At 67.7% G+C, this 26,680-nt stretch carries 29 protein-coding genes and 1 riboswitch; of the genes, 14 read left to right on the forward strand and 15 right to left on the reverse strand.

Annotated features, from left to right (window positions below; all coding sequences use genetic code 11):
* Positions 1 to 78: 78 nt before the first annotated feature.
* Together gcvP and AB0M14_RS34025 are read right to left on the reverse strand one after the other, a co-directional pair.
* Positions 79 to 2,919: an aminomethyl-transferring glycine dehydrogenase gene (gcvP, locus tag AB0M14_RS34020; RefSeq protein WP_365002955.1), complete on the reverse strand. Its 2,841-nt coding sequence runs from the start codon at positions 2,917 to 2,919 to the stop codon at positions 79 to 81.
* Between the two features lie 156 nt (positions 2,920 to 3,075).
* A riboswitch (glycine riboswitch) is annotated at positions 3,076 to 3,176 on the reverse strand.
* Positions 3,177 to 3,219: 43 nt separating this feature from the next.
* A complete protein-coding gene (locus AB0M14_RS34025; RefSeq protein WP_365002957.1) occupies positions 3,220 to 3,882 on the reverse strand; it encodes a TetR/AcrR family transcriptional regulator in 663 nt (220 codons plus the stop codon).
* A 75-nt stretch (positions 3,883 to 3,957) separates the two neighbouring features.
* Between AB0M14_RS34025 and AB0M14_RS34030 the strand changes: the two genes are divergently transcribed.
* Positions 3,958 to 4,641 (forward strand): hypothetical protein, encoded by a 684-nt coding sequence (locus AB0M14_RS34030; protein WP_365002960.1) that lies wholly within the window; start codon positions 3,958 to 3,960, stop codon positions 4,639 to 4,641.
* Positions 4,642 to 4,654: 13 nt separating this feature from the next.
* Here AB0M14_RS34030 and AB0M14_RS34035 read toward each other — a convergent pair whose 3' ends face one another.
* From AB0M14_RS34035 to AB0M14_RS34060, 6 genes are all read right to left on the reverse strand, one after another.
* Positions 4,655 to 5,215 (reverse strand): MerR family transcriptional regulator, encoded by a 561-nt coding sequence (locus AB0M14_RS34035; protein ID WP_365002962.1) that lies wholly within the window; start codon positions 5,213 to 5,215, stop codon positions 4,655 to 4,657.
* Positions 5,216 to 5,386: 171 nt separating this feature from the next.
* Positions 5,387 to 5,860, reverse strand: coding sequence for a bifunctional nuclease family protein (locus AB0M14_RS34040; protein WP_194818433.1), 474 nt, complete (start codon positions 5,858 to 5,860; stop codon positions 5,387 to 5,389).
* A gap of 163 nt (positions 5,861 to 6,023) precedes the next feature.
* Positions 6,024 to 6,731 carry a MerR family transcriptional regulator gene (locus AB0M14_RS34045; RefSeq protein ID WP_365003047.1) on the reverse strand — a complete coding sequence of 236 codons (708 nt, stop codon included), beginning with the start codon at positions 6,729 to 6,731 and terminating at the stop codon, positions 6,024 to 6,026.
* Positions 6,732 to 6,801: 70 nt separating this feature from the next.
* Complete coding sequence (gene garA / locus AB0M14_RS34050; protein ID WP_365002966.1) at positions 6,802 to 7,287, reverse strand: glycogen accumulation regulator GarA; 486 nt, start codon at positions 7,285 to 7,287, stop codon at positions 6,802 to 6,804.
* 171 nt (positions 7,288 to 7,458) lie between these two features.
* Positions 7,459 to 7,857, reverse strand: coding sequence for a glycine cleavage system protein GcvH (gcvH, locus tag AB0M14_RS34055; RefSeq protein ID WP_365002969.1), 399 nt, complete (start codon positions 7,855 to 7,857; stop codon positions 7,459 to 7,461).
* A 42-nt stretch (positions 7,858 to 7,899) separates the two neighbouring features.
* Positions 7,900 to 8,514, reverse strand: coding sequence for a CDP-alcohol phosphatidyltransferase family protein (locus AB0M14_RS34060; protein ID WP_365002972.1), 615 nt, complete (start codon positions 8,512 to 8,514; stop codon positions 7,900 to 7,902).
* A 170-nt stretch (positions 8,515 to 8,684) separates the two neighbouring features.
* Between AB0M14_RS34060 and AB0M14_RS34065 the strand changes: the two genes are divergently transcribed.
* The 5 genes from AB0M14_RS34065 to AB0M14_RS34085 all read left to right on the forward strand — a co-directional run bounded on the left by AB0M14_RS34065 (position 8,685) and on the right by AB0M14_RS34085 (position 13,870).
* On the forward strand, positions 8,685 to 10,358 hold the full coding sequence (locus AB0M14_RS34065; protein ID WP_365002975.1) for a GMC family oxidoreductase: 1,674 nt from the start codon (positions 8,685 to 8,687) through the stop codon (positions 10,356 to 10,358).
* Between the two features lie 106 nt (positions 10,359 to 10,464).
* A complete protein-coding gene (locus AB0M14_RS34070) occupies positions 10,465 to 11,874 on the forward strand; it encodes a DUF2252 domain-containing protein (protein WP_365002978.1) in 1,410 nt (469 codons plus the stop codon).
* Between the two features lie 95 nt (positions 11,875 to 11,969).
* Positions 11,970 to 12,866, forward strand: coding sequence for a nuclease-related domain-containing protein (locus AB0M14_RS34075; RefSeq protein WP_365002981.1), 897 nt, complete (start codon positions 11,970 to 11,972; stop codon positions 12,864 to 12,866).
* Between the two features lie 25 nt (positions 12,867 to 12,891).
* Positions 12,892 to 13,500: a phosphatase PAP2 family protein gene (locus tag AB0M14_RS34080; RefSeq protein WP_365002984.1), complete on the forward strand. Its 609-nt coding sequence runs from the start codon at positions 12,892 to 12,894 to the stop codon at positions 13,498 to 13,500.
* Between the two features lie 58 nt (positions 13,501 to 13,558).
* Positions 13,559 to 13,870: a hypothetical protein gene (locus tag AB0M14_RS34085; protein WP_365002987.1), complete on the forward strand. Its 312-nt coding sequence runs from the start codon at positions 13,559 to 13,561 to the stop codon at positions 13,868 to 13,870.
* Position 13,871: 1 nt separating this feature from the next.
* On the opposite strand, the gene AB0M14_RS34090 is transcribed toward AB0M14_RS34085, so the two are convergent.
* A complete protein-coding gene (locus AB0M14_RS34090; RefSeq protein ID WP_365002990.1) occupies positions 13,872 to 14,561 on the reverse strand; it encodes a biliverdin-producing heme oxygenase in 690 nt (229 codons plus the stop codon).
* 102 nt (positions 14,562 to 14,663) lie between these two features.
* On the reverse strand, positions 14,664 to 16,100 hold the full coding sequence (locus tag AB0M14_RS34095) for a threonine/serine exporter family protein (RefSeq protein ID WP_365003050.1): 1,437 nt from the start codon (positions 16,098 to 16,100) through the stop codon (positions 14,664 to 14,666).
* A gap of 179 nt (positions 16,101 to 16,279) precedes the next feature.
* Between AB0M14_RS34095 and AB0M14_RS34100 the strand changes: the two genes are divergently transcribed.
* On the forward strand, positions 16,280 to 17,128 hold the full coding sequence (locus tag AB0M14_RS34100) for an LLM class F420-dependent oxidoreductase (RefSeq protein ID WP_365003053.1): 849 nt from the start codon (positions 16,280 to 16,282) through the stop codon (positions 17,126 to 17,128).
* Here the strand turns inward: AB0M14_RS34100 and AB0M14_RS34105 are convergent.
* The 4 genes from AB0M14_RS34105 to AB0M14_RS34120 form a co-directional block, all read right to left on the reverse strand.
* Positions 17,125 to 17,721 (reverse strand): DUF4291 domain-containing protein, encoded by a 597-nt coding sequence (locus tag AB0M14_RS34105; RefSeq protein WP_365002993.1) that lies wholly within the window; start codon positions 17,719 to 17,721, stop codon positions 17,125 to 17,127. The two genes, AB0M14_RS34100 and AB0M14_RS34105, sit on opposite strands and share 4 nt — an antisense overlap.
* A gap of 100 nt (positions 17,722 to 17,821) precedes the next feature.
* The gene (locus AB0M14_RS34110; protein WP_365002995.1) at positions 17,822 to 19,453 is read right to left on the reverse strand and encodes an ABC transporter permease; all 1,632 of its coding nucleotides are present in this window, start codon (positions 19,451 to 19,453) and stop codon (positions 17,822 to 17,824) included.
* Positions 19,450 to 20,379: an ABC transporter ATP-binding protein gene (locus AB0M14_RS34115; protein ID WP_365002998.1), complete on the reverse strand. Its 930-nt coding sequence runs from the start codon at positions 20,377 to 20,379 to the stop codon at positions 19,450 to 19,452. The genes AB0M14_RS34110 and AB0M14_RS34115 overlap by 4 nt, the downstream gene beginning before the upstream one ends.
* Positions 20,380 to 20,387: 8 nt before the next feature.
* Positions 20,388 to 21,065 (reverse strand): TetR family transcriptional regulator, encoded by a 678-nt coding sequence (locus tag AB0M14_RS34120; protein ID WP_365003001.1) that lies wholly within the window; start codon positions 21,063 to 21,065, stop codon positions 20,388 to 20,390.
* Between the two features lie 85 nt (positions 21,066 to 21,150).
* Between AB0M14_RS34120 and AB0M14_RS34125 the strand changes: the two genes are divergently transcribed.
* The gene (locus AB0M14_RS34125; protein ID WP_365003004.1) at positions 21,151 to 23,082 is read left to right on the forward strand and encodes an acyl-CoA dehydrogenase; all 1,932 of its coding nucleotides are present in this window, start codon (positions 21,151 to 21,153) and stop codon (positions 23,080 to 23,082) included.
* 131 nt (positions 23,083 to 23,213) lie between these two features.
* On the opposite strand, the gene AB0M14_RS34130 is transcribed toward AB0M14_RS34125, so the two are convergent.
* Positions 23,214 to 23,603: a VOC family protein gene (locus tag AB0M14_RS34130; protein ID WP_365003007.1), complete on the reverse strand. Its 390-nt coding sequence runs from the start codon at positions 23,601 to 23,603 to the stop codon at positions 23,214 to 23,216.
* Between the two features lie 122 nt (positions 23,604 to 23,725).
* Here AB0M14_RS34130 and AB0M14_RS34135 point away from each other — a divergent pair, with 122 nt between their 5' ends.
* The 6 genes from AB0M14_RS34135 to AB0M14_RS34160 all read left to right on the forward strand — a co-directional run bounded on the left by AB0M14_RS34135 (position 23,726) and on the right by AB0M14_RS34160 (position 26,589).
* The gene (locus tag AB0M14_RS34135) at positions 23,726 to 24,055 is read left to right on the forward strand and encodes a PadR family transcriptional regulator (protein WP_365003009.1); all 330 of its coding nucleotides are present in this window, start codon (positions 23,726 to 23,728) and stop codon (positions 24,053 to 24,055) included.
* 2 nt (positions 24,056 to 24,057) lie between these two features.
* Positions 24,058 to 24,420 carry a DUF1048 domain-containing protein gene (locus AB0M14_RS34140; protein ID WP_365003012.1) on the forward strand — a complete coding sequence of 121 codons (363 nt, stop codon included), beginning with the start codon at positions 24,058 to 24,060 and terminating at the stop codon, positions 24,418 to 24,420.
* 8 nt (positions 24,421 to 24,428) lie between these two features.
* Positions 24,429 to 24,695 carry a MerR family transcriptional regulator gene (locus AB0M14_RS34145; protein ID WP_365003015.1) on the forward strand — a complete coding sequence of 89 codons (267 nt, stop codon included), beginning with the start codon at positions 24,429 to 24,431 and terminating at the stop codon, positions 24,693 to 24,695.
* 97 nt (positions 24,696 to 24,792) lie between these two features.
* Entirely contained in the window at positions 24,793 to 25,668 is an 876-nt protein-coding gene (locus AB0M14_RS34150; RefSeq protein ID WP_365003017.1) for a hypothetical protein, read from the forward strand.
* Entirely contained in the window at positions 25,623 to 25,946 is a 324-nt protein-coding gene (locus AB0M14_RS34155) for a hypothetical protein (RefSeq protein WP_365003019.1), read from the forward strand. Before AB0M14_RS34150 ends, AB0M14_RS34155 begins: the two co-directional genes overlap by 46 nt.
* Positions 25,947 to 26,094: 148 nt before the next feature.
* Positions 26,095 to 26,589, forward strand: coding sequence for a response regulator (locus AB0M14_RS34160; protein ID WP_365003021.1), 495 nt, complete (start codon positions 26,095 to 26,097; stop codon positions 26,587 to 26,589).
* The last annotated feature ends 91 nt before the right edge of the window (positions 26,590 to 26,680 follow it).

A 26,680-nucleotide genomic window follows, 5' to 3' on the forward strand; every position in this document is an offset into this window, starting at 1 on the left:
GCCGCGCAGCGATATTCGCGGCCGCGCCGCCGGATCGTGGCGGTCCGCCCCGCGGTAATGCGGGACGGACCGGACTGCTCAGTCCGCGTAGTCTTCCAGCGGCGGGCAGGAGCAGACGAGGTTGCGGTCGCCGTAGGCGCCGTCGATGCGGCGCACAGACGGCCAGACCTTGGCGCGGGCGTGGCCGACGCCGCGCGGGTACACCGCGGTCTCCCGGCTGTAGGGGTGATTCCATTCGCCCACAAGACATTCCGCGGTGTGCGGCGCGCCGCGCAGCGGGTTGTCCTCGATCGGCCAGACACCGGCGGCGACCTGGTCGATCTCGGCCTTGATCGCGATCATGGCGTCGCAGAAGGCGTCGATCTCCTCCAGGTTCTCCGACTCGGTGGGCTCCACCATCAGCGTGCCCGCGACCGGGAAGCTCATGGTCGGCGCGTGGAAACCGTAGTCGGCCAAGCGCTTAGCCACATCGTCGACGGTGACGCCGGTACGCTTGGTGATCTCGCGCAGATCGAGGATGCATTCGTGCGCGACCATGCCGTTGTCGCCGGTGTAGAGCACCGGGAAGTGCTCGTCGAGACGGCGGGCGATGTAGTTGGCCGAGGCGATGGCGGTGAGGGTGGCGCGGCGCAGGCCGTCCGCACCCATCATCCGGATGTAGGCCCAGGTGATGGGAAGGATTGAGGCGGAACCGAATTCGGCCGCCGACACCGCGTGCGAACCGGCCTCCAGCGGATTGCCGGGCAGGTACCGGGCCAGGTGCTCGCGCACCGCGACGGGACCGACGCCGGGGCCGCCGCCGCCGTGCGGGATGCAGAAGGTCTTGTGCAGGTTCAGGTGGCTGACGTCGCCGCCGAACTTGCCCGGACGGGCCAGGCCGACAAGGGCATTGAGGTTCGCGCCGTCGACGTAGACCTGCCCGCCGGCCTCGTGCACCAGGGCGCACAGTTCGGCGACCTCGTGCTCGTACACGCCGTGCGTGGACGGGTAGGTGATCATGATGCAGGCCAGCCGCTCGGCGTGGTCGGCGATCTTGGCGCGCAGGTCGTCGAGGTCGATATCGCCGTTCTCCCGGCACTTCACGACCTCCACCCGCATGCCCACCATCGCGGCGGAGGCGGCGTTGGTGCCGTGCGCGCTGGACGGAATCAGGCAGGTATCCCGGTGCGTATCACCGCGATCCAGGTGGTAGCGGCGGATCGCGAGCAGGCCCGCGTACTCCCCCTGGCTACCGGCGTTGGGCTGCAACGAGACCCGGTCGTAGCCGGTGACGTCGCACAGCCACCCCTCCAGGTCCGCGATCAACTTGCGCAGGCCGGGAGCGTCCTCGACGGGCGCGTACGGGTGCACCCGGCTGAAACCGGGCCAGGTGATGGGCTCCATCTCGGCGGTGGCGTTGAGCTTCATGGTGCACGAGCCGAGCGGAATCATGCTGCGGTCCAAGGCGATATCCTTGTCCGACAGCGAACGCAGGTACCGCAGCATGGCGGTCTCGGTGTGGTAGCGGGTGAAGGCCGGCGCGGTCAGGAACTCCGAGGCGCGGTTCTCGATATGCGGGCGCGGCTTGCCGTGGAACAGCGCGCCTTCCGGCCCGACCGGCACCTCGGCGCCGAAGCAGTCCAGCACGGCCACGACATGACCGTCGGTGGTCACCTCGTCGCAGGCGATCGCGACGTGGTCGGCGTCGACCAGGCGCAGGTTGATGCCCGCGCCCTTCGCCTTGGCCACGATGGCCTCCGCGCCGGCCGGAACCTTGACCAGCACGGTGTCGAAGAAGCTCTGATGCACGACGGCGTCGCCGAGCCCGGCGGCCAGCCACTGCGCGTGCCCGTGCACCCGGCGCGCGATGTTCCGCAGCCCCTCCGGACCGTGATAGGAGGCGTACATGGCGGCCACGATGGCCAGCAGCACCTGTGCGGTACAGATGTTGGAGGTCGCCTTCTCCCGGCGGATGTGCTGCTCACGGGTTTGCAGCGCGAGCCGGTAGGCGGTGTTGCCGTCGGCGTCGACGGAGACGCCGACCAGGCGGCCCGGCAGCTGCCGCGCGTGCGCGGAATGCACCGCCAGATAACCGGCGTGCGGCCCGCCGAACCCGAGCGGCACACCGAAACGCTGGGTGGTGCCGAAACAGACGTCGGCGCCCTGCTCGCCGGGCGGGGTGATCAGCGTCATCGCCAGCAGATCCGCGCCGACCCCGACCAGTGCGCCCCGCTCGTGCGCGGCGTCGATCACCGGTCCGGCGTCGATGATCCGGCCCGAGGCGCCCGGCTGCTGCAACAGCACACCGAAGAAATCCCCGTCCGGCAGCGCGCCCGCGGACAGGTCGGCCGCGACGATCTCGATGCCCAGCGGCTCGGCCCGAGTCTCGAGCACGGTCCGGGTCTGTGGGAACAGATCGGTGTCGACCAGCAGCCGCACCGACTTGGACTTGCGGTTGGCCCGCTGCAACAGCGTCATCGCCTCGGCCGCGGCGGTCGCCTCGTCCAGCATGGACGCGTTGGCGACCTCCATGCCGGTCAGCTCCGACACCATGGTCTGGAAGTTGAGCAGCGCCTCCAGGCGGCCCTGCGAGATCTCCGGCTGATACGGCGTGTACGCCGTGTACCAGGCCGGGTTCTCCAGCAAGTTGCGCACCAGCACGGGCGGGGTGAGGGTGTCGTAGTAGCCGAGCCCGATCATGGTGGTGGCCACGGTGTTCGAATGCGCCAGCGCGGCCAGCTCGGCCAGCGCCTCGTGCTCGGAGACGGCCGGCGGCAAGGCGTCCAGGCCGTTGGCGGCGATCTCGTCGAGAATGCTCGCGGGCACGGCGCGACCGGCCAGCTCGTCCAGGGTGCCCACGCCGACGACGGGCAGAATCTTGGCGAGTTCGCCCTGATCAGGACCGATATGGCGGTCGGCGAAGGTACGGGTGGGAATCACGGCGGCTCCAAGGTCGGGGCGGGTCGACGGGTGCGGTCGACAAGGGCCCTCCCCCTCTGTCGTTGGAGCCTGAGAGATTCGGGAGTGGTCGTCCCTTTCCCCATGGGCGGGTGAGGTGCTTCGGATAAAGCACGACCACCACTTTCCAGAGGCGCCGAAGCCCGTACGGTCCCTGTTGCCTGAGAGATTGACGGGGAGGTGCTGCTCCTTCGGCGCCCAGCCTCGAATTGAGACCAGGACTCTCCCGCACGGCGGCGACGCACCGCCCAGTTTAGGTGGTGTGCCGACGAATCCCTGCCATCAGGTCCGTGTTTCGTGCGTCACGGGCCCCTGGCCCCGGAAGACGAGCCGGATGAAGGTCTCGGTGTGGGCGCGGATATCGGCGCGGGCCTGCGCCCGGTCCTGGTCCGACGCGTCGGCGTGCAGGTGCAGGATCCGGGTCAGGCCGATGAATCCCGTGAAGGACATCGCGAGGTCGTCGGCCGCGGCGCGGTCCGCCGGAATCAGGCCGGCGGTGATCCAGTGGTCGAACAGGTCCCGCACTCGAGATCGCATGGCCGCGACCGCGTCGTGCAGCGCGGGGCTGTGCAGCAGACCGTCCCGCGCCATCACGCTGATCAGCAGCAGCGCGTCCTCCCGCTCCCACTCGTCCAGTGACACGCGTACGAGTTCGCGCAGGTACCGCGGTGGGTCGTCGTCGACTCCGGCATTCTGGGCCGCCTCCCCGAGTGACGTATTGGGCCCGAGCGTGGACAGCACAGCATCGAAGATCGCCTGCTTGCCGGCGAAATGCGCGTAGAGCACGCTCTCGCTCAGCCCGACCTCGCGCGCGATGGACCGGATCGAGGTCCCCGCGTAGCCGTTGCGGGCGAACAGCCGCAGCGCGGCGTTCAGCAGGTCGGCTTTGGTATCACCGGCGTCCGCTTTCCGCGGCCGGCCCGGTCCGCGCCGTGGCGTTGTCATCGGGCTTCCACTCTTCCTCCTGCGGGGATACTATTAATCGAACGCTCGATTATTTTATAACCACAGGAGGGTGTCATGTCCACTGCACAGCAAACCCATGTCAATCCGGCCCCGCCCTACGTGGAGACCGCGCCGTACGGCTACGTCTACCTCGGGTTCCGCGCCGACCCGCCGAGCCGAATCCCCCTGGTGCTCCCCAGTTCCCGGCGCCGCGCAGCGCTCCGCCGCTGCCAGGACCTCGTCCGGCGACTCCAGGAACTCGACGAGGTGCGCACGGCCACGGTCTACCGGGCCATAGCGATCCAGCCCTCCGCGGTCAGTCCGCGCTTCGACGTGATCGTCCTGATCGAGACCACCTCACCGGACACGATCGCGACCGTGCAGGCCGCGCCGGCGTTCGGCCAGCTGCAGGCCGACTTCGTCATGACCGCCCGCAACATCCGGCGGCTCGGCGATATCGACCGCTCCCCCGCGGGCACGTTCCTGTTCAACCACTTCACCTCCGACGACCCGGACCGCGCACTGCGGTACTTCGACTCCGTCGCCGGATGGTTCAGCTATGACGCCGAGGTGGACGACATCGCGCTGCTCGGACCGCTGGCGCCCGCACCCTACGTTTTCGTCAACCAGGTGCGGCTGCCCGGCACCCTGGCGGGCTTTCTGCTCGACCTGATGCGGCCGAACTTCCGGAACGCCGTGTACCGGAAGATGCGGGCGAATCAGATCGGTTTCGCCTCGATCATCTGCACACCGATCTGACTCGCCGGCCGCGTCAGCCGACGTTGCGGTTCAACCTGGCCTTACGCCGGTAGGACAGCTCGTCCTCGGGCCGCTCGGTGACCGTGGACGCGCGCTCCGCGGGGAAGTTCGCGATCGCGCCGGTGAGCTCCTTCATGGCGCCGCTGACGGCGATACCGAACACGCCCTGCCCGCCCTGCAGTAAATCGACGACCTCTTCCGCGGAGGTGCACTCGTAGACCGTGGTGCCGTCGGAGAACAAGGTGATCCCGGCCAGATCCGCCACGCCACGGTCCCGCAGATGATCGACGGCGATCCGAATGTTCTGTAGGGAGATCCCGGCGTCCAGCAGCCGCTTCACGATCTTGAGGACCAGGATGTCCTTGAACGAGTACAGCCGTTGCGAGCCCGAACCCGCCGCGCCCCGAATGGATGGCACGACCAGACCGGTCCGTGCCCAGTAGTCCAGCTGCCGGTAGGTGATTCCGGCGACCTGGCATGCGCTGGGGACCCGGTAGCCCACCAGATCGTCGGGCACCGAGTCGTCCGGGAACAGGCCAGGCTGTACGACGTCATCCTGCGTGTGCTCTGCCACTGACCACTCCCTTACTTCGACGCCGAGCCCCTATACGAGGACTTGGCGGCCCGCCCAACTTCCGAGATTACTCCCCCGATTCTCCCGGGAGCAGGAGCATCGGACCAAGCGCGACGCGCGGTAAAAGTCTCTAGCTGTGGTCTAGACTCCGGGCCCTACCGGGAGCATGCCCTAGCTGTCGGTCGCCTTGAAGTCGTCCGGGGAGACCGATTCGAGGAACTCCTTGAACTTCTCCACCTCGTCTTCTTTCTCGTCCGGCATCACCAGCCCGGCCTCCTCGAGCACCGGTTCCTCGGCATAGATGGGGCAACCCACCCGCAAGGCGATGGCAACCGAGTCCGAGGGCCGCGCGGAGATCCGCAAGCCGTTCTCGAAGACCAGATCCGCGTAGAAGGTGCCCTCCTGCAGATCGACGATCCGCACCTCTTTGAGGGTGTGCCCCAGCTTGGAGATCAGCGTCTTGATCAGATCGTGCGTCAACGGCCGGATCGGGGTCACCCCCTCCTGCTCGAGCACGATCGCGGTCGCCTCCGCCTGACCTATCCAGATCGGCAGATAACGATCACCCGACACCTCGCGGAGCAGCAGCACGGGCTGATTCTGTGGCTGCTCGACACGAATGCCGATGACCCGCATTTCACTCATCGAACTGCCTCCCATACTCGCCGGCCGCCCGGCATGACCACCGCGGGGCTCGCCGTACCCCCGAGTCTAAGCGAACTCGGAGCACCTCTGCGATCGGTGTGCACAGCCGAAATCGGCGTGTTGCCATGGTGGAATACGGGACTGGGGAATGGGCGAATACCGGTCAGTTACCCAGAGAGTTCCGTACCGAGGCCTTGACCAGGCAGGTATGCAAGGTCAACGACAGCGCCGCCAGCTCCCGGACGGTTTCCTCGGCCCGGGCCCGCGCGCCGGCATCCCGGCTTTTCGCTATCGGCGCAGCGATCTGCGCGACCAGGGCGGCCTCGCGGTCGGCAGCGAGCTTGAACGCGCGCAGATGCCGTGCCTCCAATCCGAATTCGGCCATGGCGCGGGCGGTGCGGGCCAGCGTCACCGCGTCGGCGTCGAAATACCCGGCGGCGCCGGGGACGATCAGGTTGGCGCGGATCAGATCGTTCAGGAACGGCTCGTCGATGTCGGCCTGAGCCAGCAAATCCGCTCGGGTGAGCCGGATTTCGTGATCGAAGCGCAATTCCTCCGGCGAGACCTCGCCGGGCACCACACCCAGCTGGACGGCAGACGCCCGGGCGCGGGCTTCCCGCACACCGAGCGTCGCCGCACCTTTGTCGATCGCTTCCAGCTGTTCCTTGATCACCTTCAGCGGCAGGTACTGGTCACGTTGCGCGGTCAGCACGAATCTGAGTCGTTCGGTGTCCGCGACCGAGAACCTGCGGTAACCCGACGGCGTGCGTTCGGGCCGGATCAAACCCTCGGCTTCGAGGAATCTGATCTTCGAGATGGTGATGTCCGGAAAATCGGGTCGCAGCAGGTCGAGCACGGAGCCGATCGACATCCCGCCGCGAGCCCACTGCGCCGCTCCCGTCACAGCGCCGATCCCGTCGAGATCGTCGGCGCTGCCTTTCTCATAAGCTGCCTGCACCCGCCGCCGAGTCGGTGGCCTGCGCGCGCGGACCGGTGAGGAAGACCAACCGGAACTTGCCGATCTGCACTTCGTCGCCGTTCTGCAGCTCCGAGGAGTCCACCGGTTCGCGGTTGACGTAGGTGCCGTTCAGGCTGCCCACATCCACCACCTGGAACGTGTCGTCGTCCTGCCGGAATTCGGCGTGCCGACGGCTGACGGTGACGTCGTCGAGAAAGATGTCACTGTCGGGGTGGCGGCCGGCCGAGGTGGTCGGCTGGTCCAGCAGGAACCGCGAGCCCGCGTTCGGGCCGCGCTTGACGACCAAGAGGGCAGCACCCACCGGCAGACCCTCGACCCCTTGGACCGGCTGCTCGCCGGTCACCTCTGCGGAGCGCGACGCGTCGGCCTCGTTCAGGAAATCGGCGCGGAAGACCGACGTCGTCTCTGCCGCGGTCTCCTGGTAATGCGGGCCTTGGTTCTCGCTCACCGTTTCTCTCCTCCTCGAACCTGATTATCTATGCAAGCAGGTGATGCCAACTCCGACACGAACGCTGGGGCTGTGTCACTAGTACACCGGGGTCGCGACCCCGGCGGAACTGTTGGCATTGACCGTACCCTGCCAGGGCGTACCCGTGCAGGTAGAACTGGGAAGGGACCTTCAGCCCCCGATAACTCCTTGATAACCTGCGGAATCCAGCAATTCGGCAAGCGTCTTGTCGAGTGCTTCGGCGTCGTCGACCTCCAGCTCGAACATCCAGCCCTCACCGTAGGGGTCGGTGTTCAGCGTCTCCGGCTCGGCGTCCAGAACCTGGTTCACGGCAACGACTTTGGCCGCCAGCGGAGCGTAGATATCGGACACGCTCTTGGTGGACTCCACTTCCGCGATGCTGTCACCTGCGGCGACGTCGGAATCCGACTCCGGCAGCTGCACGAACACCACATCGCCGAGCTGGGATTGCGCGTAATCGGTGATGCCGACCCGGACCCGGGTGGGGCCCACGCGGCGCACCCATTCGTGCTCCTCGGTGTAGCGCAGATCGTCGGGCAGATCGGTCACAAGCCGTCCTTTCCTTTTGAAGGTTGCACGTAACTCTATGCGCTACTGGGTGGGGTGTGCCGCAGCAGGTATCGCTCGCGCTACCGCGACTGCCTTGGCCACATACAGGACGCCGGTCCAGACGTACACCACCGTGCCCCAGACCAGGAATGCCCCGCCGAATGCTCGGCCGAAACCCGCCAGGGCCCAATCCATCTGACCGGCCAGCAGCCACGGCAGCGCGGACATCAGCGCGAAGGTGGCGGCTTTGCCCAGGTAGATCACTTCCGGCGGGTCCAGATCACGGCGCTTGTAGACCGTGAGGGTGACGGTCAGGACGAGGTCGCGTGCGACCAGGATCACCGCGACCCACCACGGAATCAGGCCCCGGATCACGAAGGCCAGCAACGTGGTAACCAGATAGAGCCGGTCCACGAAGGGGTCGAGCAGCGCGCCCAGTCGCGAGGACTGATCCAGCAGGCGGGCCAGTTTGCCGTCCAGGAAGTCGGTGACGCCGCTGGCCACCAGCAGCGCGAATGCCCAGCCATCGGCATGCCGCACCAGCAGCAACCACAGAAACAGCGGGACACCGAGCAACCGGATCACGCTCAGCACGTTCGGGACGGTCACGATGCGGTCGGCGAGGACCGCGCGCAGGCCGGTGGGTTCGGTTGTCACAGCCCGTGCATACCGCACGGCGGCGCGCAACGCCATCCAGGCGCGCGGACACCGCCAGCGACTGCTCGCAGGTCGCTCGAAAAGATCGGCGGGTGGCCGAACATCTCTATCAGTGGGATTTTCAACGTGAAACGATTCACACTCATCGGCTCGCTGAGTGAGAGGAAGTCATGCCCGCCTTCGACTACGACGTGGTAGTGATCGGTTCCGGTTTCGGCGGCAGCGTGAGCGCGCTGCGCCTGACCGAGAAGGGGTACAAGGTCGGGGTGCTGGAAGCGGGCCGGCGCTGGACCGCCGACGATCTGCCGGGCACGAACTGGAATGTGCGGAAATCGATCTGGGCCCCGCGGCTGGGGCTCACCGGCACCCAGCGGATCAGCATCCTGGGCAAGTGCGCGGTGTTCTCCGGGGCGGGCGTGGGCGGCGGATCACTGATCTACGGCAACACCCTCTACGAGCCGCTGCCGAACTTCTACTCCGATCGGCAGTGGGCGCACATCACCGATTGGAAAGCCGAACTCGCCCCCTACTACGACCAGGCCAAACGCATGCTGGGAGTGGCGCCGAACCCGCGCCTGTCCCCCGCCGACGAGGTGATCAAGGAGATCGCCGAGGACCTGGGCGTCGGCGAGACCTTCCACGCCACCAACGTGGGCGTGTTCTTCAATGAGGCCGATCCGGGCGCCGAGGTCGAGGATCCGTACTTCGGCGGCGTCGGCCCGCGCCGGCGCGGCTGCGTGCACTGTGCGCAATGTTTCACCGGCTGCCCGCACAACGCCAAGAACACCACCCCGACCAACTATCTCTACCTCGCGGAGCAGGGCGGCGCCGAGGTGCACGCGCTCACCGCGGCCACCGCCGTCCGGCCGTTGCCCGACGGTGGCTACGCCATCGATACCGCCCGCCCGGATCGCTGGATCCGCAAGCAGGCCAAGACGTTCACCGCCCAGCAGGTGGTCTTCGCCGGGGCCGCGCTGGGCACCCAGAAGCTGCTGCACAAGATGCGCGACGAGCGGGTGCTGCCGGGCCTGTCTCCGCGCCTGGGGGAACTGACCCGCAGTAATTCGGAAGCGATCCTGAATGTGGTGAGCCGCACACGCAAGGACTTCGCCGAGGGCATCGCGATCACCTCCTCGATCCATCCCGAGGCCGACACCCACATCGAGGTGTGCCACTACGGCAAGGGCCAGAACGCGCTGTTCCCGATGTCGGTGCCGATCGTGGACGGCGGCGCGTTCCGGTTCCTGCGGTTCCTGCTCGCGATCCTGGTGCACCCCCTGGTGTTCCTGCGCAGTCTCAACGCCCGGCGGGCCTCGGAGAAGTCGGTGATCCTGCTGGTCATGCAGTCGCTGGACAACTCGCTGACCTCGTTCCGCAAGCGCGGCCAGCTCAAGACCAAGGCCGGCACCGGCGAACCGAATCCGACCTGGATTCCGCTGGCGCACGACGTCGGCCGCCGGTTCGCCGACAAGGTCGGCGGCGACACGCACGGCCTGGTCATGGACGTGTTCAACATTCCCGCGACCGCTCATTACATCGGCGGTTGCGTGATCGGCGAGAACCCCGAGACCGGTGTGGTCGACCCGTATCAGCGGGTCTTCGGTCATCCCGGACTGCATGTGGCCGACGGCTCGGCGGTCACCGCCAATCTCGGCGTGAACCCGTCGCTGACCATCACCGCGCAGGCCGAGCGCGCGATGGCGTTCTGGCCCAACAAGGGTGCGACCGACCCGCGTCCCGAGCTCGGTGCGGCATACCAGCGGATCAGCCCGGTGGCGCCGGAGCAACCGGCCGTTCCGGCGGCTGCGCCGGGGGCGCTGCGGCTGCCGATTTCCCCGGTGTGAGCGGTCCGCGTGCACCACGCGGACCCCGGGCCTGCCGAATCAGGTGCGATGGTCGTGACCGGAACGACACAGCATCTGTGATCCGCGCACGCTAGCGTGATCCGTTGTGTCAGACAGTGGTATCGATCTCCGCACTTACGTTCCGGAAGAGGAAGTCCGCGCCCGCGGCCGGGCGCTGCGGGAGGCTACCCCGATAGCGGCCCGCGACCGCGCCGCCGCCGGGCCGGATCGCCCGGACGTGCTGGACTATCTGCGGGCCGCGCACGCGAATCGATTGCCGCATCTGGTGCCGTTGCGCGTGGGCCGGATGATGTCGAGCCCGTTCACCTTCTATCGGGGGGCGGCCGGGCTGATGGCGGCGGATCTGCACGGCAGCCCGGTCTCCGGGTTGAACGCGCAAATCTGCGGTGACGCGCACGCCGCGAATTTCGGCTTGTTCGGCACCTCGCAGGGCGAAATCATCATGGACATCAATGATTTCGACGAAAGCGTGCCCGGGCCCTGGGAGTGGGATCTGGAGCGGCTGGCGGCCAGCCTGGTGCTGGCCGGGCGGGAATCCGGGGTCGACGCCGACGGCTGCCGCGCTGCCGCGCGGGACGCCGCCCGGGCGTACCGGCTCGAGATCGACCAGCTGGCACGGATGCATTTCCTGGAAGCCTGGACCGCGCTGCCCGACGAGTCGGTGATCGGCAAGGCCAAGGCCGACGATCTGCTGGACAACTTCAAGAAGGCCGCGAAGAAGGCGCGCAAGAACACCAGCGCCAAGGTCGCGGCGAAATGGACTCACATCGACGACCACGAAACCGGTATCCGCAAGCACAGATTCGTCAGCGAGCCGCCGGTGCTCACCACGGTCGACGATCAGGTCGCGGAGGCGGTGATCGACGGCCTGGAGCGCTACGCCGCCACCCTGCGCGACTCGCGCGCCAACCTGCTGGCCCGATTCACGGTGTCCGACATCGCTTTCCGGATCGTCGGTACCGGCAGCGTCGGCCTGCACAGCTATGTGGCGCTGTTGCACGGCAACGACGGCGAGGTGCTGGTGCTTCAGCTCAAACAGTCCATCCCCTCGGCGCTGACGCCGTTCCTGCCGGTGCCGCCGGTGCCGCACGAGGGCGAGCGAATCGCGCGGGCCGCCAGCCTGGTTCAGGCGCAGAGCGACCTGCTGCTCGGCTGGACCTCGGTGCGACTGACCGACCCGCACGACGGCTCCCCCGCGGAACTGCCGTTCATCGTGCGGCAGTTCCGCAACTTCAAAGGCAGCATCGACCCGGCCGCGCTGTCCGCGGACGACCTCGACGACTACGGCCGGCTCGCGGGCGCGCTGCTGGCCCGGGCGCACGCCCGATCCCTGGACCCGCGCTTGACCGCCGGATATCTCGGCGACGACGAAGGCTTCGACGACGCCGTGGCCGCGTTCGCGGTGCGCTACGCCGACCGCACCGAGCAAGACCACGCGGAACTGGTCCGGGCGGTCGAAGCCGGCCAGCTGGCCGCCGAACTACCGCTGGACTGACGGTGTCATCGAAAGAACACGCCGAACCCCGCCGCAGCGGCGCGGTGGGCCGGACGGCTCGTATTCTGAGCACTGACGACTGAAGGGCGGTCACCATGCTGGTACGAGTCCAGAACCCGGCAGGCACGAATGCCGAACGGGCGCTGATCGACTGGCTGCGCACCTGGAAGGAACCGGACAACCCCAAAGGTGTCGCCACCATCAATTGCAGCCTCTTCCACTCCGATCGGCTGCATCAGTTCGACGCGGTGGTGTGGACCCCCACCAGTTGCGTGGTGATCGAGGCCGAGGCGCTGGTCGCCCGGCAGGACGGCGTGCTGGAGATCCCGCTCAACGGTCCCTGGACCATCAACGAGGAACCCGCCGTCATGGAGGGCCGGGACCGGCGCACCCCGCTGGAGAAATCCCGTGAGCACACCTTCGCGCTGCAGAACTGGCTGGCGGCGCGTGGGCTCGGGCAGCGCGCGGTGCACGGCGTCGCGCTGGTCGTGCCCTTGCGCGGCGCGCAGCTGACCGTCGAACAGGCTTGGAGCGACCCGAGTTTCGATGTCATCCTGGGCAGCGAGCCGGCGGAGCTGGAACAGTACTTCGACGCGCTCGCCGAATCCGAGAAGCACCTGTGGACGGCCAACGACGTGGCGGTCGCGTTCCGCGCGATGGGCATCCTGCCCTATCTGCCGTCCCCGCAGGAACTGCTGGCCGAGGGCTTCCTCGGGCCGATCGACATCACGCTGTGGCACGGCGGGCCGCAGCAGGCCCAGGCCGAGGCGTACGCCGAGGAACTCGCCATCGCCGAACGCGAGGCCGCGCGGGAGGGCCGGCGGGTGGTCGTCGCGCCCTGGTACAGCCCGTGGAAGTTGTATCCGGTGGAGTCCGGGCAGGTGAACATGGGCCGCGGATTCATGCGGACCGCGCTGCTGTTCGGCATGATCATCGCCTTCGCCTGGGTGCTGTGGTTCGTCATCACCGCACTGCTCACCTACGGGCCGTAGCGGGGGTCGTGGTTGACTTCGACGAGTGACGGTTCTGGGTAGGCGGCCGGGTTTCGGCTGGGCAGGCGTGGTCGCGGTTTGTGTGCTGATCACGGTGCTGGTGCCACTGAGCTTTCCGGTGGGCGGCGGAGCCACCGAGGTCGATCGCGAGGTCTCCGGTGCGATCCACGGGGCGCTGGACGGACGCGGTGTCTACCAGGCGCTCGTCTTTCCCAGCAACGCCTATGTGGTGCTGCCGCTGCTGCTCGCCGCGGTGGCGTGGTTCGCTTATCGACGTCAATGGTGGCGTGCCGCAACGATGTTCGTCGTCCCGGAAATCACGCTGGCGATCAACGCCGGATTCCTGAAACCGTTGTGGGACCGCCCGCTCGACGGCTACCTCGCCTATCCGAGCGGTCACACGGTGCACCTGGTCGCCGTCGCGACAACCTTTGCGCTGCTGACGGATTCGGCTCGCGTCCGGTACTGCGTGGCCGCGGTGACCGGGCTGGCCACGGCGGCGGTCACCGCCGGCATGATCGGGCTGGGCTACCACCATCTCACCGATGTCCTCGGCGGCATCGCGGCGGCGATCGCGCTGGTCACCGCGCTGTGCTGGGCGGCGCAGCTCCTGGCCGATCGTCTCCCCCACTGAATTTCGTTGTCGCCCCGCCTTCCTCGCACGTACGGTGGATGCGGGAAGGGAGCTCGATATGTCCGGGAAGACGCCGTGGTGGGCCATTGTGGCCGGGTTGTTCATGTTCGTGCTGCTCGCGTCCAGCCTGCTCCAGGCGGTGCGCGATCTGTTCACCTACGCGGTCGTTCTCCTGTTGCTGGTCGCGGTGGCGCGGCTGGTATACGTGATCCGGCACGAACGCGCGGTGGCCGAGAAGAAGCAAGCCCGCGCGCGGCTGGAGCGCAGGCAACAGCGCGGCCCGCGCCGGCAGGGCGCGATGTTGCTGGGCGCCATGGAGTTCCCGGCGCCGCGGGAGTCGCGACGCCGGGATTGGCGCACCCAGAGCTGAGTCAGGAAGGCTTGCGCGCCGGGAACTCCGCGGCGAGTTCGACGAACATCGCGGTGTTCATGGCGAAGGCGCGCTGCGCCTCGTCCAGCGCCCGGCGGCGGTCCAGGTCATTCAGCGACAGTTCGTCCAGCAGCGCACGGTATTCGCGCTTGAACGCGGCCGGATTGCTGATGCCGTCGAACACGTAGAACCGCACACCATCGCCGCGGCGCGGCAGATCCCACAGCTTCTCGGCGGTGCCGCGGATGACCTGCCCGCCGGACAGATCTCCGAGGTAGCGGGTGTAGTGATGCGCGATGTACCCGGCGGGCCAGTCGCGGGCGCACTCGTCGATGCGCGCGGCATAGGCGGCGGTCGCGGGCAGCGCCTCGATCCGGTCCCGCCAGCCCGGGCCGATCAGCGCGTCGAGATCGCGTTCCAATTCGGCGGTCCGGGCCAGTTCCGGCCGGATGAACGGGCCCGCGATCGGATCCTCGGCCAGGGTGTCCCACCGCGCCTCCAGCGCGCGGTACACGAACCACAGCTGCCCGGTATAGCGATGGTAGGAGTCGATCGGCAGCCCGCCGCCGAGCATGTCGCTGATGAACGTGGAGTTCTCGGCCTCGGCATGCTGGGCCGCGGTCGCGGTCCGGATCTGCGCCGAGAACGGAACTGCTTCGGAAACATCCTGTTGCCCCACGAGCCACCTCACCGATCACCTGCTCCTCGGCAACCGACTTTGGTTACCCTAACTACTCGACCATACCGACTCGACGCGCTCCCCGATATCCAACTTTTGGTGGAATCCGTTCGATCATTGGGCGGAATGCCCGCGCCGGATGCGACGGGGGCGGCGCACCACGATCGGACGACGCAGCGCACCAGCCCGTTTCAGAATCTGCGGGCGCAACTGCGTCCGGTCGAACCATTCACCGAGGGTGACGCCCGCGGCCAGCGCACAGCTCACGCCGAAGGCATTGATCAGCTGGTTCAAACCGACGATCAACTGGTCGTTGAGCAGTCCGTACAGACCGCGGTAGACGCTCAGGCCCGGGAGCAGCGGCGTAATGCCGGCGACCGCGACGACCAGCGGCGGCGTCAAGGCGCGGCGGGCCATCAGACCACCGGCCAGGCCGACCACCGTGGCGGCCACGCCGGAGGAGACCACCGGACCGAATCCGGCGTAGCGCACCAGCAGGAAGACGATGGTGCCCGCCGCGCCGCCGAGCGCGGCCGCGACCAGGGCGCGTTTCTCGGCGTAGCAGGCGAGCGCGAAGGCCAGCGCCGCCACCGCACCGGCCAGGAGCTTGACCGGCAGATTGGTGATGTCGCGGCCGGCGACCATATCGATCGCGGGCACGGTCGCGCCGATCTGTTCGCCCAGCCGCAGCGCGAGCGCGATGCCCGCGACGATGCCGCCGGTCATCATCACCACCTCGAGCATGCGGGCGGTCGCGGTGATCGGCGCGCCGGTGATCGCGTCCTGGACCGCGCCGAACAGTTGCAGACCACTGAGCAGCACCGTGATCCCGGCCGCGATGACCAGCGTCGGATCGGCCGAAATGCCGCGTGGCTCCGCGAAGGTCGCGAGCAGGATGGCCGGTGTCGCGGCGATCACGCCGCCCACCATGTGCTGGAAGAAGAACGGCAAGCCGAAACGATTGAGCACCCGGTTGGTCCGGTCGATCGCCGCGGTGGCGACGAAACTGACCGCGGCCACGATCAGGTTGCCGCCGAGCAGGGCCGCGATCGCGGCGGCCAGCAGCGACCAGCCCACCGTGGCGGTCCAGCGGTGGTACGGATGGTCGGCCCTGGTGATCTCGTCGAGGGCGGCGCGCGCTTCGTCCGGCGGCACCACCTGATCACGAATGCGGCGCGTGAGCCGGTCCACCGCGGCCAGGCGGGTGAAGTCCAGGGCGCGCTGGCGCACCACGCGCATGCTGCTCGCCGGCGGCAACGCCGGGCCCCGGTCGGCCCAGATGCGGATCGCGTCGAAGGTGACGTCGACATCGCAGCGCGACAGACCGTAGGTGGCGGCGATGAATCGGACCTGGTTGGTCGTGTCCATCACGCCGGTACCCGAGGCCAGCACCACTTCGCCGACGCGCACCGCCAGATCCAGCACCTCGGCCACCCGGGCGTCGTCGCTGAGATCGATCGGTTGCAGCGGCGTCGGCGCCGAGACGATGGTGTCGACGGTGGCCTGCCGATCGCCGACGAGGACGCCGACAGCTTGGCTCACCACCGGAATATGCGCCCGGCGCGGCCGCAGCCGGCTCCGCCAGGTCCGCTGGTCGACCGGCGCTCTTGGTTCCTCTCCTCCCGAGGACGTATCGAAACCCATGACCGTCGAAGGTAGTCGAAGCCCTTAACCCGAACCGGCAACCGTGGTAGAACTTGTTACAGTTTTCGACGATGGGAGTCTGCGCGGTGCGCTACGGAATTGTGTTGTTCACCAGTGATCGAGGCATTACGCCCGCGGATGCGGCGGCCACCGCGGAGCGGGCCGGATTCGATTCGTTCTATGTTCCCGAGCACACCCATATTCCGGTGGTGCGCGCCGCCGCGCATCCGACCACCGGCGACTCGACGCTGCCCGACGACCGGTACCTGCGCACCCTGGATCCGTGGGTCGCGCTGGCGACGGCGGCGGCGGTGACCGAGCGGATCACGCTGTCCACCGCGGTGGCGCTGCCCGCCGAACACCACCCGATCACCCTCGCCAAAACCCTCGCCTCACTGGACTTCCTGTCCGGCGGGCGGGTCAGCCTGGGCGTCGGATTCGGCTGGAACACCGATGAACTGGCCCATCACGGCGTGCCCGCGAACAAGCGCCGCACCGTGCTGCGTGAGCACCTGGACGCCATGCGCGCCATCTGGACCACCGAAGAGGCCAGCTTCGCAGGCGATTTCGTGAACTTCGGGCCGAGCTGGTCCTGGCCCAAGCCGGTGCAGAAGACCATCCCGGTGCTGCTGGGCGCGGCCGGCGGCGAGAAGTCGTTCACCTGGCTGGCCAAGCACGCCGACGGCTGGATCACCACCCCGACCGAGGGCGAACTGAGCGGGAAGATCGAACTACTGCAACGGATCTGGAAAGAGCAGGGCCGTACCGGATCCCCGGAGATCATCGCGCTGGCGGGTCCGCACAATGCCGAACAGCTGGCCCAGTGGGCCGAACTCGGCGTCACCGAGGTGGTTTTCGGCATGCCCGACCGCGACGCGGATGTGGTGCGCGGTTACCTGGGCAAGCTCGCGGGCAAGCTGGGCCTGAATCCCTAGGTCACGTCGATCCGGCGCGCGATCGCTTCCGGCACTTCGTAGATCCGCTCGGGCGGCAGTAGCCGCTTCGCGGCCGCCACGTCACCGCTCCTGAGCAATGCCGCCATCTTCGTCACCTGTGGCGTCAGGTCACGGATTTCGACGGTCCACTCGTCGACATAGCGGTCAATGATCTGGCGGCTCAGGCCGATCTGGATGCTGCGGTGGTCCAGCTTGGCGTCCCTGATCGAGTATTCGGGATCCCACTGGACATGGACCGGCGCATGCCGGAACGCCGCACGCCACTCCTCCGCCGACCGATAGACCCGGGAATTCGGGCCGGTCAGTACGGCATTGGCGAGCGCGTCCTCGAAACCGGCACGGGTGATCCGGACCGCGAGGACGTGCTCCTGGCCGGGTTTACGACCCCAGCCGCTGCGGTGCATCATCCAGCGGAAGGACGGCTTGATCCAGGTCATCCGCCCCAGCGAGAAGGGCGGCACGAAACGCTGTGCGGCGACCGCCGGTTCGGCGATCGCCGCCGAATACGCTTGGTAGACAACGACGGTGTCGCGATCGTAGTCGGCCCGGATCTGGTTCATTTTGGTACTCATAACCAGAACAGCATCGCAGGGCGCGCGCCCGGTTCGCAAAGCATTTACCGGCGAGCCACCGCTCGAACCCCATTGGTCGAGCGGCGGCTTCCGTTCGCCATCAACGCAAATCGCGCCGGCGGAAGGCTATGATGCCTGCCGCGACGAGAGCGGCCGCGATACCGAGCAGCCAGGGCAGCGGCTCGGCCTGGAACGGCGCGCCGGGCAGCTTCGGCGGGTGGATGAACGGGACCAGGTCCACCATCCACTGCGGCAGGCCGTCCAGGGATCCGACCAGGAACAGCACGATCATGCCGCTGAGCACGCCCCAGGCGACCGGGGTGAAACGCGGGGCGAAGCCGTAGATCGCGACCGTGCTGCCGGTGACCACCCAGACGGCGGGCACCTGAACGGCTGCGGCGCCGAGGGATTCGGGCAGTTTGCTCATCTCCCCCGTCGAGGCGCCCCACACGATGCCGATCGCCGCGCCGGCCACCAGCAGCAGCACCGCCGGTCCGAGCAGCGCGAATCCGATGTGGCTCAACGCGTATCGCGACCGGCCGACCGCGCCGGACAGGGTGGCCTCGACGCGGCTGGTGGCTTCCTCGTCGTGCAGGCGCAGCGCCGCCGAGATGGAGTAGGCGGCGGCCGCGGCGGCCAGCATGGTGATCGCGTAGCTGACGAAGGAGTTCTCCAGCGCGCTGGAGCCGCCCATGCGTTCGATGAGCTCGCGGACCGTGCTGTTCTCGTTCAGCATGTCGCCGACGCTGTTCACCGCGCCGCCGATCAGCATGCCGTAGAGCGCGAATCCGACGCCCCAGCCGAGGAGGGTGCCGCGTTGCAGCCGCCAGGCCAGGCCGAACGGACCGGACAGCGCGGGTGCCGCGCCGGCGGGGCCGGGTCGCTCGGCGATCAGCCCGGAACCGGTATCGCGGTTGCGGAGCAGGCTGTAGGCGGCCACGGTGCCCAAGACCACCATGGCGAGCAGCGGGAGCAGCACCCACCAGCGTTCCTGGGCGTACGGCCGGATCTGCAGCGACCAGCCGATCGGCGAGAACCAGCTCAGCACACCGTTGCCGGCGTCACCGACCGCGCGCAATGCGAAGGCCGCGCCGAGCGCTCCGAAGGCGACGCCGCGAGCGACGCGGGCGCCGGTGCTCACCTGCGCGGCGACCGCCGCGACCGCGGCCCAGGCCAGGCCGGAGCCCGCCAGCGCCGCTCCCCAGGCGATCGAGCCCGCCGCGGGCAGGTCCGCGCCGTACAGCGATGCGGCACAGAGGATTCCGGCGATCAGTGTGCCGCCGAAGGTCATGATCAGCGCGGCGGTGAGTCCGGCGTTGCGGCCGATCGCGGTGGCGCCCACCAGTTCCGCGCGCCCGGTCTCCTCCTCCACCCGGGTGTGCCGGATGACGGTCAGGATCGTCGCGATGGCGATCATCGTGTACATGGCGCCGGCTTTCCAGGTGCCGACCGAGCCGAGCGTGCTGTCGAACACCGGGCCGTACATGGCGGCCAAGGCCGGGCTCTTGGCCAGGCTCGCGGCGTATTGGTCCAGATCGGCCTGGGTTTTGTAGAGGCCCTTGACGCTGAGCACCTGGATTGCCGGCATGAAGCCGAGCAGCAGCACCCACAGCGGCAGCACGATGCGATCCCGGCGCAGGAACAGCCGCAGCAGTTTCGTGGTGCCGGTGAAATCCGAGGAAGGGCCGAAACTCGGTATGGCCGAGGGTCGTTCGGCGGTGATCGTGGTCATGCCCGCACCTTCTCCCCGGATGCGGTGGCGGCCGGAACTTCGCCGTCGACGTGGTAGTGCCGCAGGAACAGCTCCTCCAGGGTGGGTGGCGCGCTGGTCAGGCTGCGCACACCGGCGTCCCCGAGCACCCGGATCAGCTCGCCCAGATGTTCGCCGTCGACCTGGCAGCGCAGCGTCGAGCCGTCGCGCTCGATGTCCTCGACACCCTCGATTCGACTGAGATCGCCTGGGTCGCCGAGCAATTCGGCCGTGATGGCGGTGCGCGAGAGGTGCCGCAGCTCCGAGAGCGTGCCGCTCTCCACGGTGCGCCCGGCCCGGATGATGGTCACCCGGTGGCACAGCGCCTCGACCTCGGACAGGATGTGGCTCGACAACAGCACGGTCGCGCCCCGCTCCTGCGCCTCCTTGGTGCACTCGCGGAATACCTGCTCCATCAACGGATCCAGACCCGAGGTCGGTTCGTCGAGCAGCAGCAGCGGCACATCGGAGGCGAACGCCGACACCAGGGCGACCTTCTGCCGGTTGCCTTTCGAGTAGGTGCGCGCCTTCTTGCGCGGATCCAGATCGAAGCGTTCGATCAGTTCCGCACGGCGCTGGGTGTTGATGCCGCCGCGCATACGGGCCATCAGATCGATGGTCTCCCCGCCCGACAGCGACGGCCACAGCGTGACATCGCCTGGCACGTAAGCGATCTCGCGATGCAGGCCGACCGCGTCGGACCACGGATCGCGGCCGAACAGGGCGGCGCGGCCGGAGGTGGCGCGCAGAATGCCGAGCAGGACTCGGATGGTGGTGGACTTGCCCGCCCCGTTGGGGCCGAGGAAGCCGTGGATTTCGCCTTCGGTGACCGAGAGGTTCAGCCCGTCGAGGGCGGTGACGTGACCGAAGGTCTTGACCAGATCGTGGACTTCGATGACCTCGGACATCGGTCCTCCTATTTTTCGGTATCAGGTGGTAGCACCGTCTCCAGCAGTGTGGGATCGGTGAGCAGGCCCTGGGTGTACAACTCCAGGGCGGGTGGCGTGAGCTCCTCGGTGAGATCACGAATTGCTGTGCGGTAGTTGAGCTTTCCGTCGCGCTGCTCGCGCATCTGCATCCATACGACGGTGGCGCCGACATTGAGCAGCATCAGATATCTGGCACGGGCGGCGGGATCGCGACTGGGCTTGATCGCGCCCGCGTCGATTCCGGCCTGAATGTAGGTCTCGGCGTCGGAAACCATGTGCTCGAACAGAGATTCGGCGAGTGGGCCGCCGGCTTGCAGGCTGCGGACCATGTACGCGACCAGGGGGCCGTATTCCTCGATCTCCGCCAGCGCGGCCAGCATGCCCTTGCCGAGATTGTCGGCTTTGATCGCCTCGACCTTCTTGTCCCGGATCAGCTGTAGCACCCGCTCGTCGCAGACGCCGCGCAAGCCTTCCTTGGAGCCGAAGTGGTGGTTCACCAACCCGGGCGAGACGCCGGCTGCGGCCGCGATCGCGCGGACACCCACGGTGAAGCCTTGTTCGCCGAACACTTCGATCGCAGCATCGCGAATGCGAGCCGCCGTCGAAAGGTCCGAGACCTTTATCGCGGAGGCGGGTCCTTGCGGAACGGGCTGTTGATTAAACACATGTTCAATATACTAAACGCGCGTTCAATGTGTGACAAGGGTTTCATGACGGTTAGTTCTGGCGGGCGGGGCTAATGTCGGAGGCATGACTGACGGTGGCTCACAAACGGCAGATCACCTACGCGCGGCCCTGGACGGGCCTTGGGCAGCGGTGCGGGAAGAAGCCCGGCTCCAGCTCGCCGACGACCGATTCACCGGGGACCCCTACCTGGACTACAAGGCCGCCCGGGCCCGCGTACTCGACCAGATGAAGGTCATCGCGGGGATGGGCTTGGCCGAGCGCGGTTTCCGCCGGGAGAACGGCGGCACCAGCGAACCGGGCGCGGCGGTCACCGGCCTGGAGATGCTGGCCTACGCCGACCTGTCGCTGTGGGTGAAAGCCGGTGTGCAGTGGGGGCTTTTCGGCGGTGCGGTGGAGAACCTCGGCACCGAGCGCCACCGGGACCACATCACCCGCCTGCTCTCCCTCGATCTGCTCGGCTGCTTCGCGATGACCGAATCCGGGCACGGCAGCGACGTGGCCAACCTGGAAACCACCGCGACCTACGATCCGGCCACCCAGGAATTCGTGATCCACACCCCGACCCCGTCGGCGCGCAAGGACTACATCGGCGGCGCGGCCGAACACGCCCGGATGGCGGCGGTTTTCGCGCAGTTGATCACCGGCGGCGAGAACCGCGGCGTGCACTGCCTGCTGGTGCCGATCCGCGACGAACACGGCAAGGACCTGCCGGGCGTCACCACCTTCGATGACGGACTCAAGGGCGGACTGCCCGGTGTGGACAACGGGCGCATCGTGTTCGACCAGGTCCGGATCCCGCGCGAGAACCTGCTGAACCGCTACGCCGACGTCGACCCGGACGGCGCGTACTCCTCCGAGATCGAGAACCCGAGCCGCCGCTTCTTCACCACGCTGGGCACGCTGGTGCGCGGCCGCGTCAGCGTCGGCGGGGCCGCGGCGGCCGGCGCGCGCGTCGCCTTGAGCATCGCGGTGCGGTACGCGGAGAAGCGCCGGCAGTTCGCCGATCCCGACAGCGGCGCCGAGACATTGCTGATGGACTACCGCAGCCATCAGCGCCGGCTGCTGCCGCTGGTGGCCAAGTCGTGGGCGCTGGCGTTCGCCCAGAACGACCTGGTGCGGCGCATGCATCTGGTGCAGACCGGGCAGGATCTCGATCCCAGCGCCCAGCGCGCCCTGGAGAAGCGCGCCGCCGGCCTCAAGGTCGCCCAGACCCGGCATGCCACCCGCGCGATCCAGGAATGCCGTGAAGCCTGTGGCGGCGCGGGCTATCTCACCGAGAACCGGCTGGTCACCCTGAAGGCCGACACCGACGTGTTCACCACCTTCGAGGGTGACAACGTGGTGCTGACCCAGTTGGTGGCGAAGGAACTGCTCACTTCCTACTCCGACGAGGTCCGCGATCTCGACGCGCTCGGCTGGGTGCGGTTCGCCGCCACCATGGCCGGCGACGTGGTGCGCAAGCGCTCCGGCGTGCGGCAGATGATCCAGACCCTCGGCGATCGCAACGGGGAATCCGTCGACGAAGCCGATCTGTCCCGGCGCTCGGTGCAGCTGAAGCTGTTCGCCGACCGCGAGGACTACCTCGTGCGCACCGCGGCGCACCGGCTACGGGCCCGCGCCAAGGAAACCGGGCCGTTCGAGGCCTTCAACAACGCGCAGGACCACATCCTCACCGCCGGCACCGCGCACATCGACCGCCTGGTCCTGGAGGCGTTCATCGAAGGCATCGCCGACATCTCGGATCCGGAGGCGCGGGCGCTGGCCGAGGACGTCTGCGACCTCTACGTGTACTCGCTGCTCGAGGAGCACACCGCCTGGTTCATCATGCACCGGTTCATGTCGGTGGAGCGGGCGAAGGCGGTGCGGCGGGGCATGAACGAACTGGTCGACCGGTTGCGCCCGAACGCGCTCACCATGATCGAGGCGCTCGGCGTGCCAGAGAGCATGCTCCGGGCCGCCATGCTGGAGGACGCGAGCGTCTTCGAAAGGGCCTGAGCAACAAGCGAACACGCCGACAAAGCAGGCGAATCCGGCAAGTCGGGACTGGATTTGTGTTTGTTCACAATGTTATCGACAGCTGTGGAAACGCTGGAGGTGAGGTTGAGCCTCACCTCCAGCGTTTCCCGCTACGGGCCGAGTAGGTCCCATCGATTGCCCGCGATGTCGAGGAAGACCGCCACCCGCCCGTACGGCTCCGACCGCGGCGCGGACACGAATTCCACGCCGGCGGCGGTCATCCGGTCGTAGGCGGCCTGGAAATCCTCGACCCGCAGGAAGAGCCCCACACGCCCCGCGAATTGCCGCCCCACCGCCCCGGCCTGCTCGCCCCCGTCCGCCCGCGCCAGCAGGATTCCGGTCTCCGCCAGCGGCGGCCGCACCACCACCCACCGCTTCGGCCGGCCATCGTTCGTCGAAGCCGGTGTGTCCTCGACCAATTCGAACCCGAGCGCGCCTACGAAGAACGCGATCGCCGGGTCGTACTCCTCGACCACGATCGCCATCAGTTCGATCCGCATCCGCCCGACCATAGCCAATCGGCGGATTGCCTGCGGGCCAGTATTAAGTGTTGCTAGGTACCAGTAGTCAGCGTTACTATCTACCAGTAGTCAGCGACACTGAGTAGCAAAGGCGGTGCTCCATGAGTAAGCAGGCGACGGAAATGCTCAAGGGGACCCTGGAAGGCATCGTGCTGGCGATCCTTGCCGACCGACCGGCCTACGGCTACGAGATCACGGCCTGGCTGCGGGAACAGGGATTCTCCGACATCGCCGAGGGCACCATCTACGCGTTGCTGGTGCGGATCGAACAGCGCGGCCTCGTCGACGTGGAAAAGGTCCCGTCCGAGAAGGGGCCGCCGCGCAAGGTCTACGCCCTCAATCCGCAGGGGCGGACGTATCTCGAAGAGTTCTGGAGGACCTGGAGCTTCCTCTCCGAACGGCTCGAACAGCTCCGCCGAGGAGGCAACTGATCATGGACATCTCGAAGCTCGCCGGGAAGGTGATCGGCGACCTGGGCGACAAGCGGTTGTGGTGGCAGTACAAGAAGCGCAAGGAAGCGCTCTCCGAGAGCTACCGCACCGCGATCGACGCCCTCGAGCGGTACCTGATGGTCGTCGGACTCGGCGGCAGCGTAACGATTTTCGACGACCTGATCGACCTGTTCGAGCAGAGTGCCGCCAACGGAACCCCGGTCCGCGAGGTCGTCGGCGACGACCCGGTGGAATTCATCGAGGCATTCGCCGCGAACTACGCAGCGGACTCGTGGAAGAAGCGCGAACGGAAACGCCTGACCGACGCCATCGACCGCGCGGCCGGGGACACCACGCAGAGCTGAGGCATTCGATGACGACAGCGCAGACCCCGGCGTTCACGATCGACCGGGCGGCGGCCTTCGCCGGGATCGCGGTGACGACCGTGCAGCAATACCACCAGCACGGCCTGGTCGGCGAACCAGAACGCGACAGCACCGGCCACCGCCGGTACCGCTCCGCCGAACTGCTTCGGCTGGTGCAGATTCGGACGCTGGCCGGAGCAGGAGTGCCACTCACCGAAATCGGGGATCTACTCGACTATCTCGCGCACGTCGAGCAGGTGCTCGAATCGCACTGAGCCCGCGCGCGGCGAAACCACAGAGATCTCTCACAACTCGCGGCAGCGGGGTTCGGCTCGGGGCAGTAGCGTCCAGGGCGAACGAAGGAGAGTGACGATGGCTGGTGGGCGCAACGGGATCCTGCTGCTCGGTGGTGTGGCCTCGGTGGGAGCGGGGGCATTGCATCTGTTCGCCGCGGGATTGCATACCGAGCACGCCACTCTCGCCCGGTTGATGGTGGTGCTGGCGGCGGCGCAGTGCGCGGTGGGGTTCGTCGCGGCGATGAGTGCGCGGAAGGCCGTGCCGCTCACGGTGATCGGGGTGAACCTGGTCGCGGTGGCGATCTGGGGGTACACCCGGTTCGCGGGGCTGCCGTGGCCGGACGGCCTGGACGTGGCGGAAGCGCCGCAGTTCCTCGACAGCACCTGCGCCGCGCTCGGGGTGCTCACGATCGCCGCAGCGACCGTCGCCCTGGTGCGGCCCGAAGCGACCTTGCCGCCCGTGTCGACCGGGATCGCCGCCGGTACGGCCGGTGTCCTCGCCGTTGCGGCGATGCTCGGCGGGGCCGGGCATGTGCACAGCCACGACGGCGGCGGCGACCATAGCCACGCCGCCGGCGGCGACCACGCCGACCACCACGGGACCGGCGACGCCTGGCCGCGGCCATGGGATCCGGCGACGCCGATCAACGTGTCCGGGGTGCCGGGCGTGACCGCCGAGCAGGAACAGCGCGCGACCGCGCTGATCCGCACCACCCTGGACCGCCCGCCTTCGCCGACGTCAATTCCGTTGGCGCACTGGGCTTCAAATCCATCGGCGATGCGTCCACCGGGTACGAGCACTATATCAATTTCACCTACATTCGTGACGATCGGTTCCTCGACGCCGCCTACCCCGAGTCACTGGTCTACCGGGTCGACGGCGCGAATCGAACGCTGGTCTCGGCGATGTATATCGCCAAGGGCAAAAAGATCGACGACACCGAACTGGTGAATTACGGCGGCCCGCTCATGCAGTGGCACGTCCACGACAATCTCTGCTGGAAGTCCGGAGCCGACGGTCCGCAGGTCGCCGGCGTCACCGACGCACAAGGGAATTGCCCGCCCAACTCGATCAATCCGGGTTCCGGAAATCCGATGGTGCATGTCTGGATCGCCGCCAATCAGTGCGGCCCGTTCGCGGCCCTGGAAGGTCACGGCGCAGGTCAAGCCGCTACCGACGGCCGCCGCACCGATACGTGTTCACACGATCACGGCGGCGGGCACCGCTGAACAAACCGGTCGGCCGAATTAATATCCCAATATGATTGCTGAAAGTTAACTATCTTGTATAGTGTAAAGAAGTACCGTCCAGTTTCGACGGCACCCGATCTACTGCGTTTTTGCCAGCAGACTTTGTCAAACGAAGGACCTGCTCGTCATGAACATATTTCCGCCGACACCGGACCGATTCCGCCGGCCACTGATCCCGCCTGACCACCGCCAGGGTCGCGTCTTGGTGCTGGAGGTCGATCCCTCGGTTGCCGAGATGACCACCCTCGTCCTCGAAGCCGCCGGTCACGATCCCCTGCACGCCGCGCGCAGCGATGACGCCCTCGCCCTGACCGCCGACTGGACGCCCGACGTCGTCCTGGCCGACCCCGCGGTGCCGGGCATCTTCGCACTCGCCGAGCACGACCGATTACGCGGGAACGGACACCTGCCCCACCTGATCGTCATGTCGACGCAGCCCGATCCCGATGTCGTCGCGCTCGCGATCACCGCGGGTGCACACGACTTCCTGATCAAGCCTTTCCGCACCTTCGAGCTGCTCACGGTCATCCAGACCGCGCTGGTGGACGACCGGCAGCAGGATCCGGCGAAGCCGCACTGGTCGACCCGACTACCGGCGACCGCGCAACGCCGGTACGCCTAGGCTCTGTCTCGAAGTGTTGATGGCGGGCCGGTGGCCCGCCATCAACTGTGTCGTAGCCATTGATTGATCACCGCGATGTGGATCGTGGCCT

Origin of the sequence: Nocardia sp. NPDC051832 (assembly GCF_040681285.1) — a bacterium.
GTDB lineage: Bacteria > Actinomycetota > Actinomycetes > Mycobacteriales > Mycobacteriaceae > Nocardia.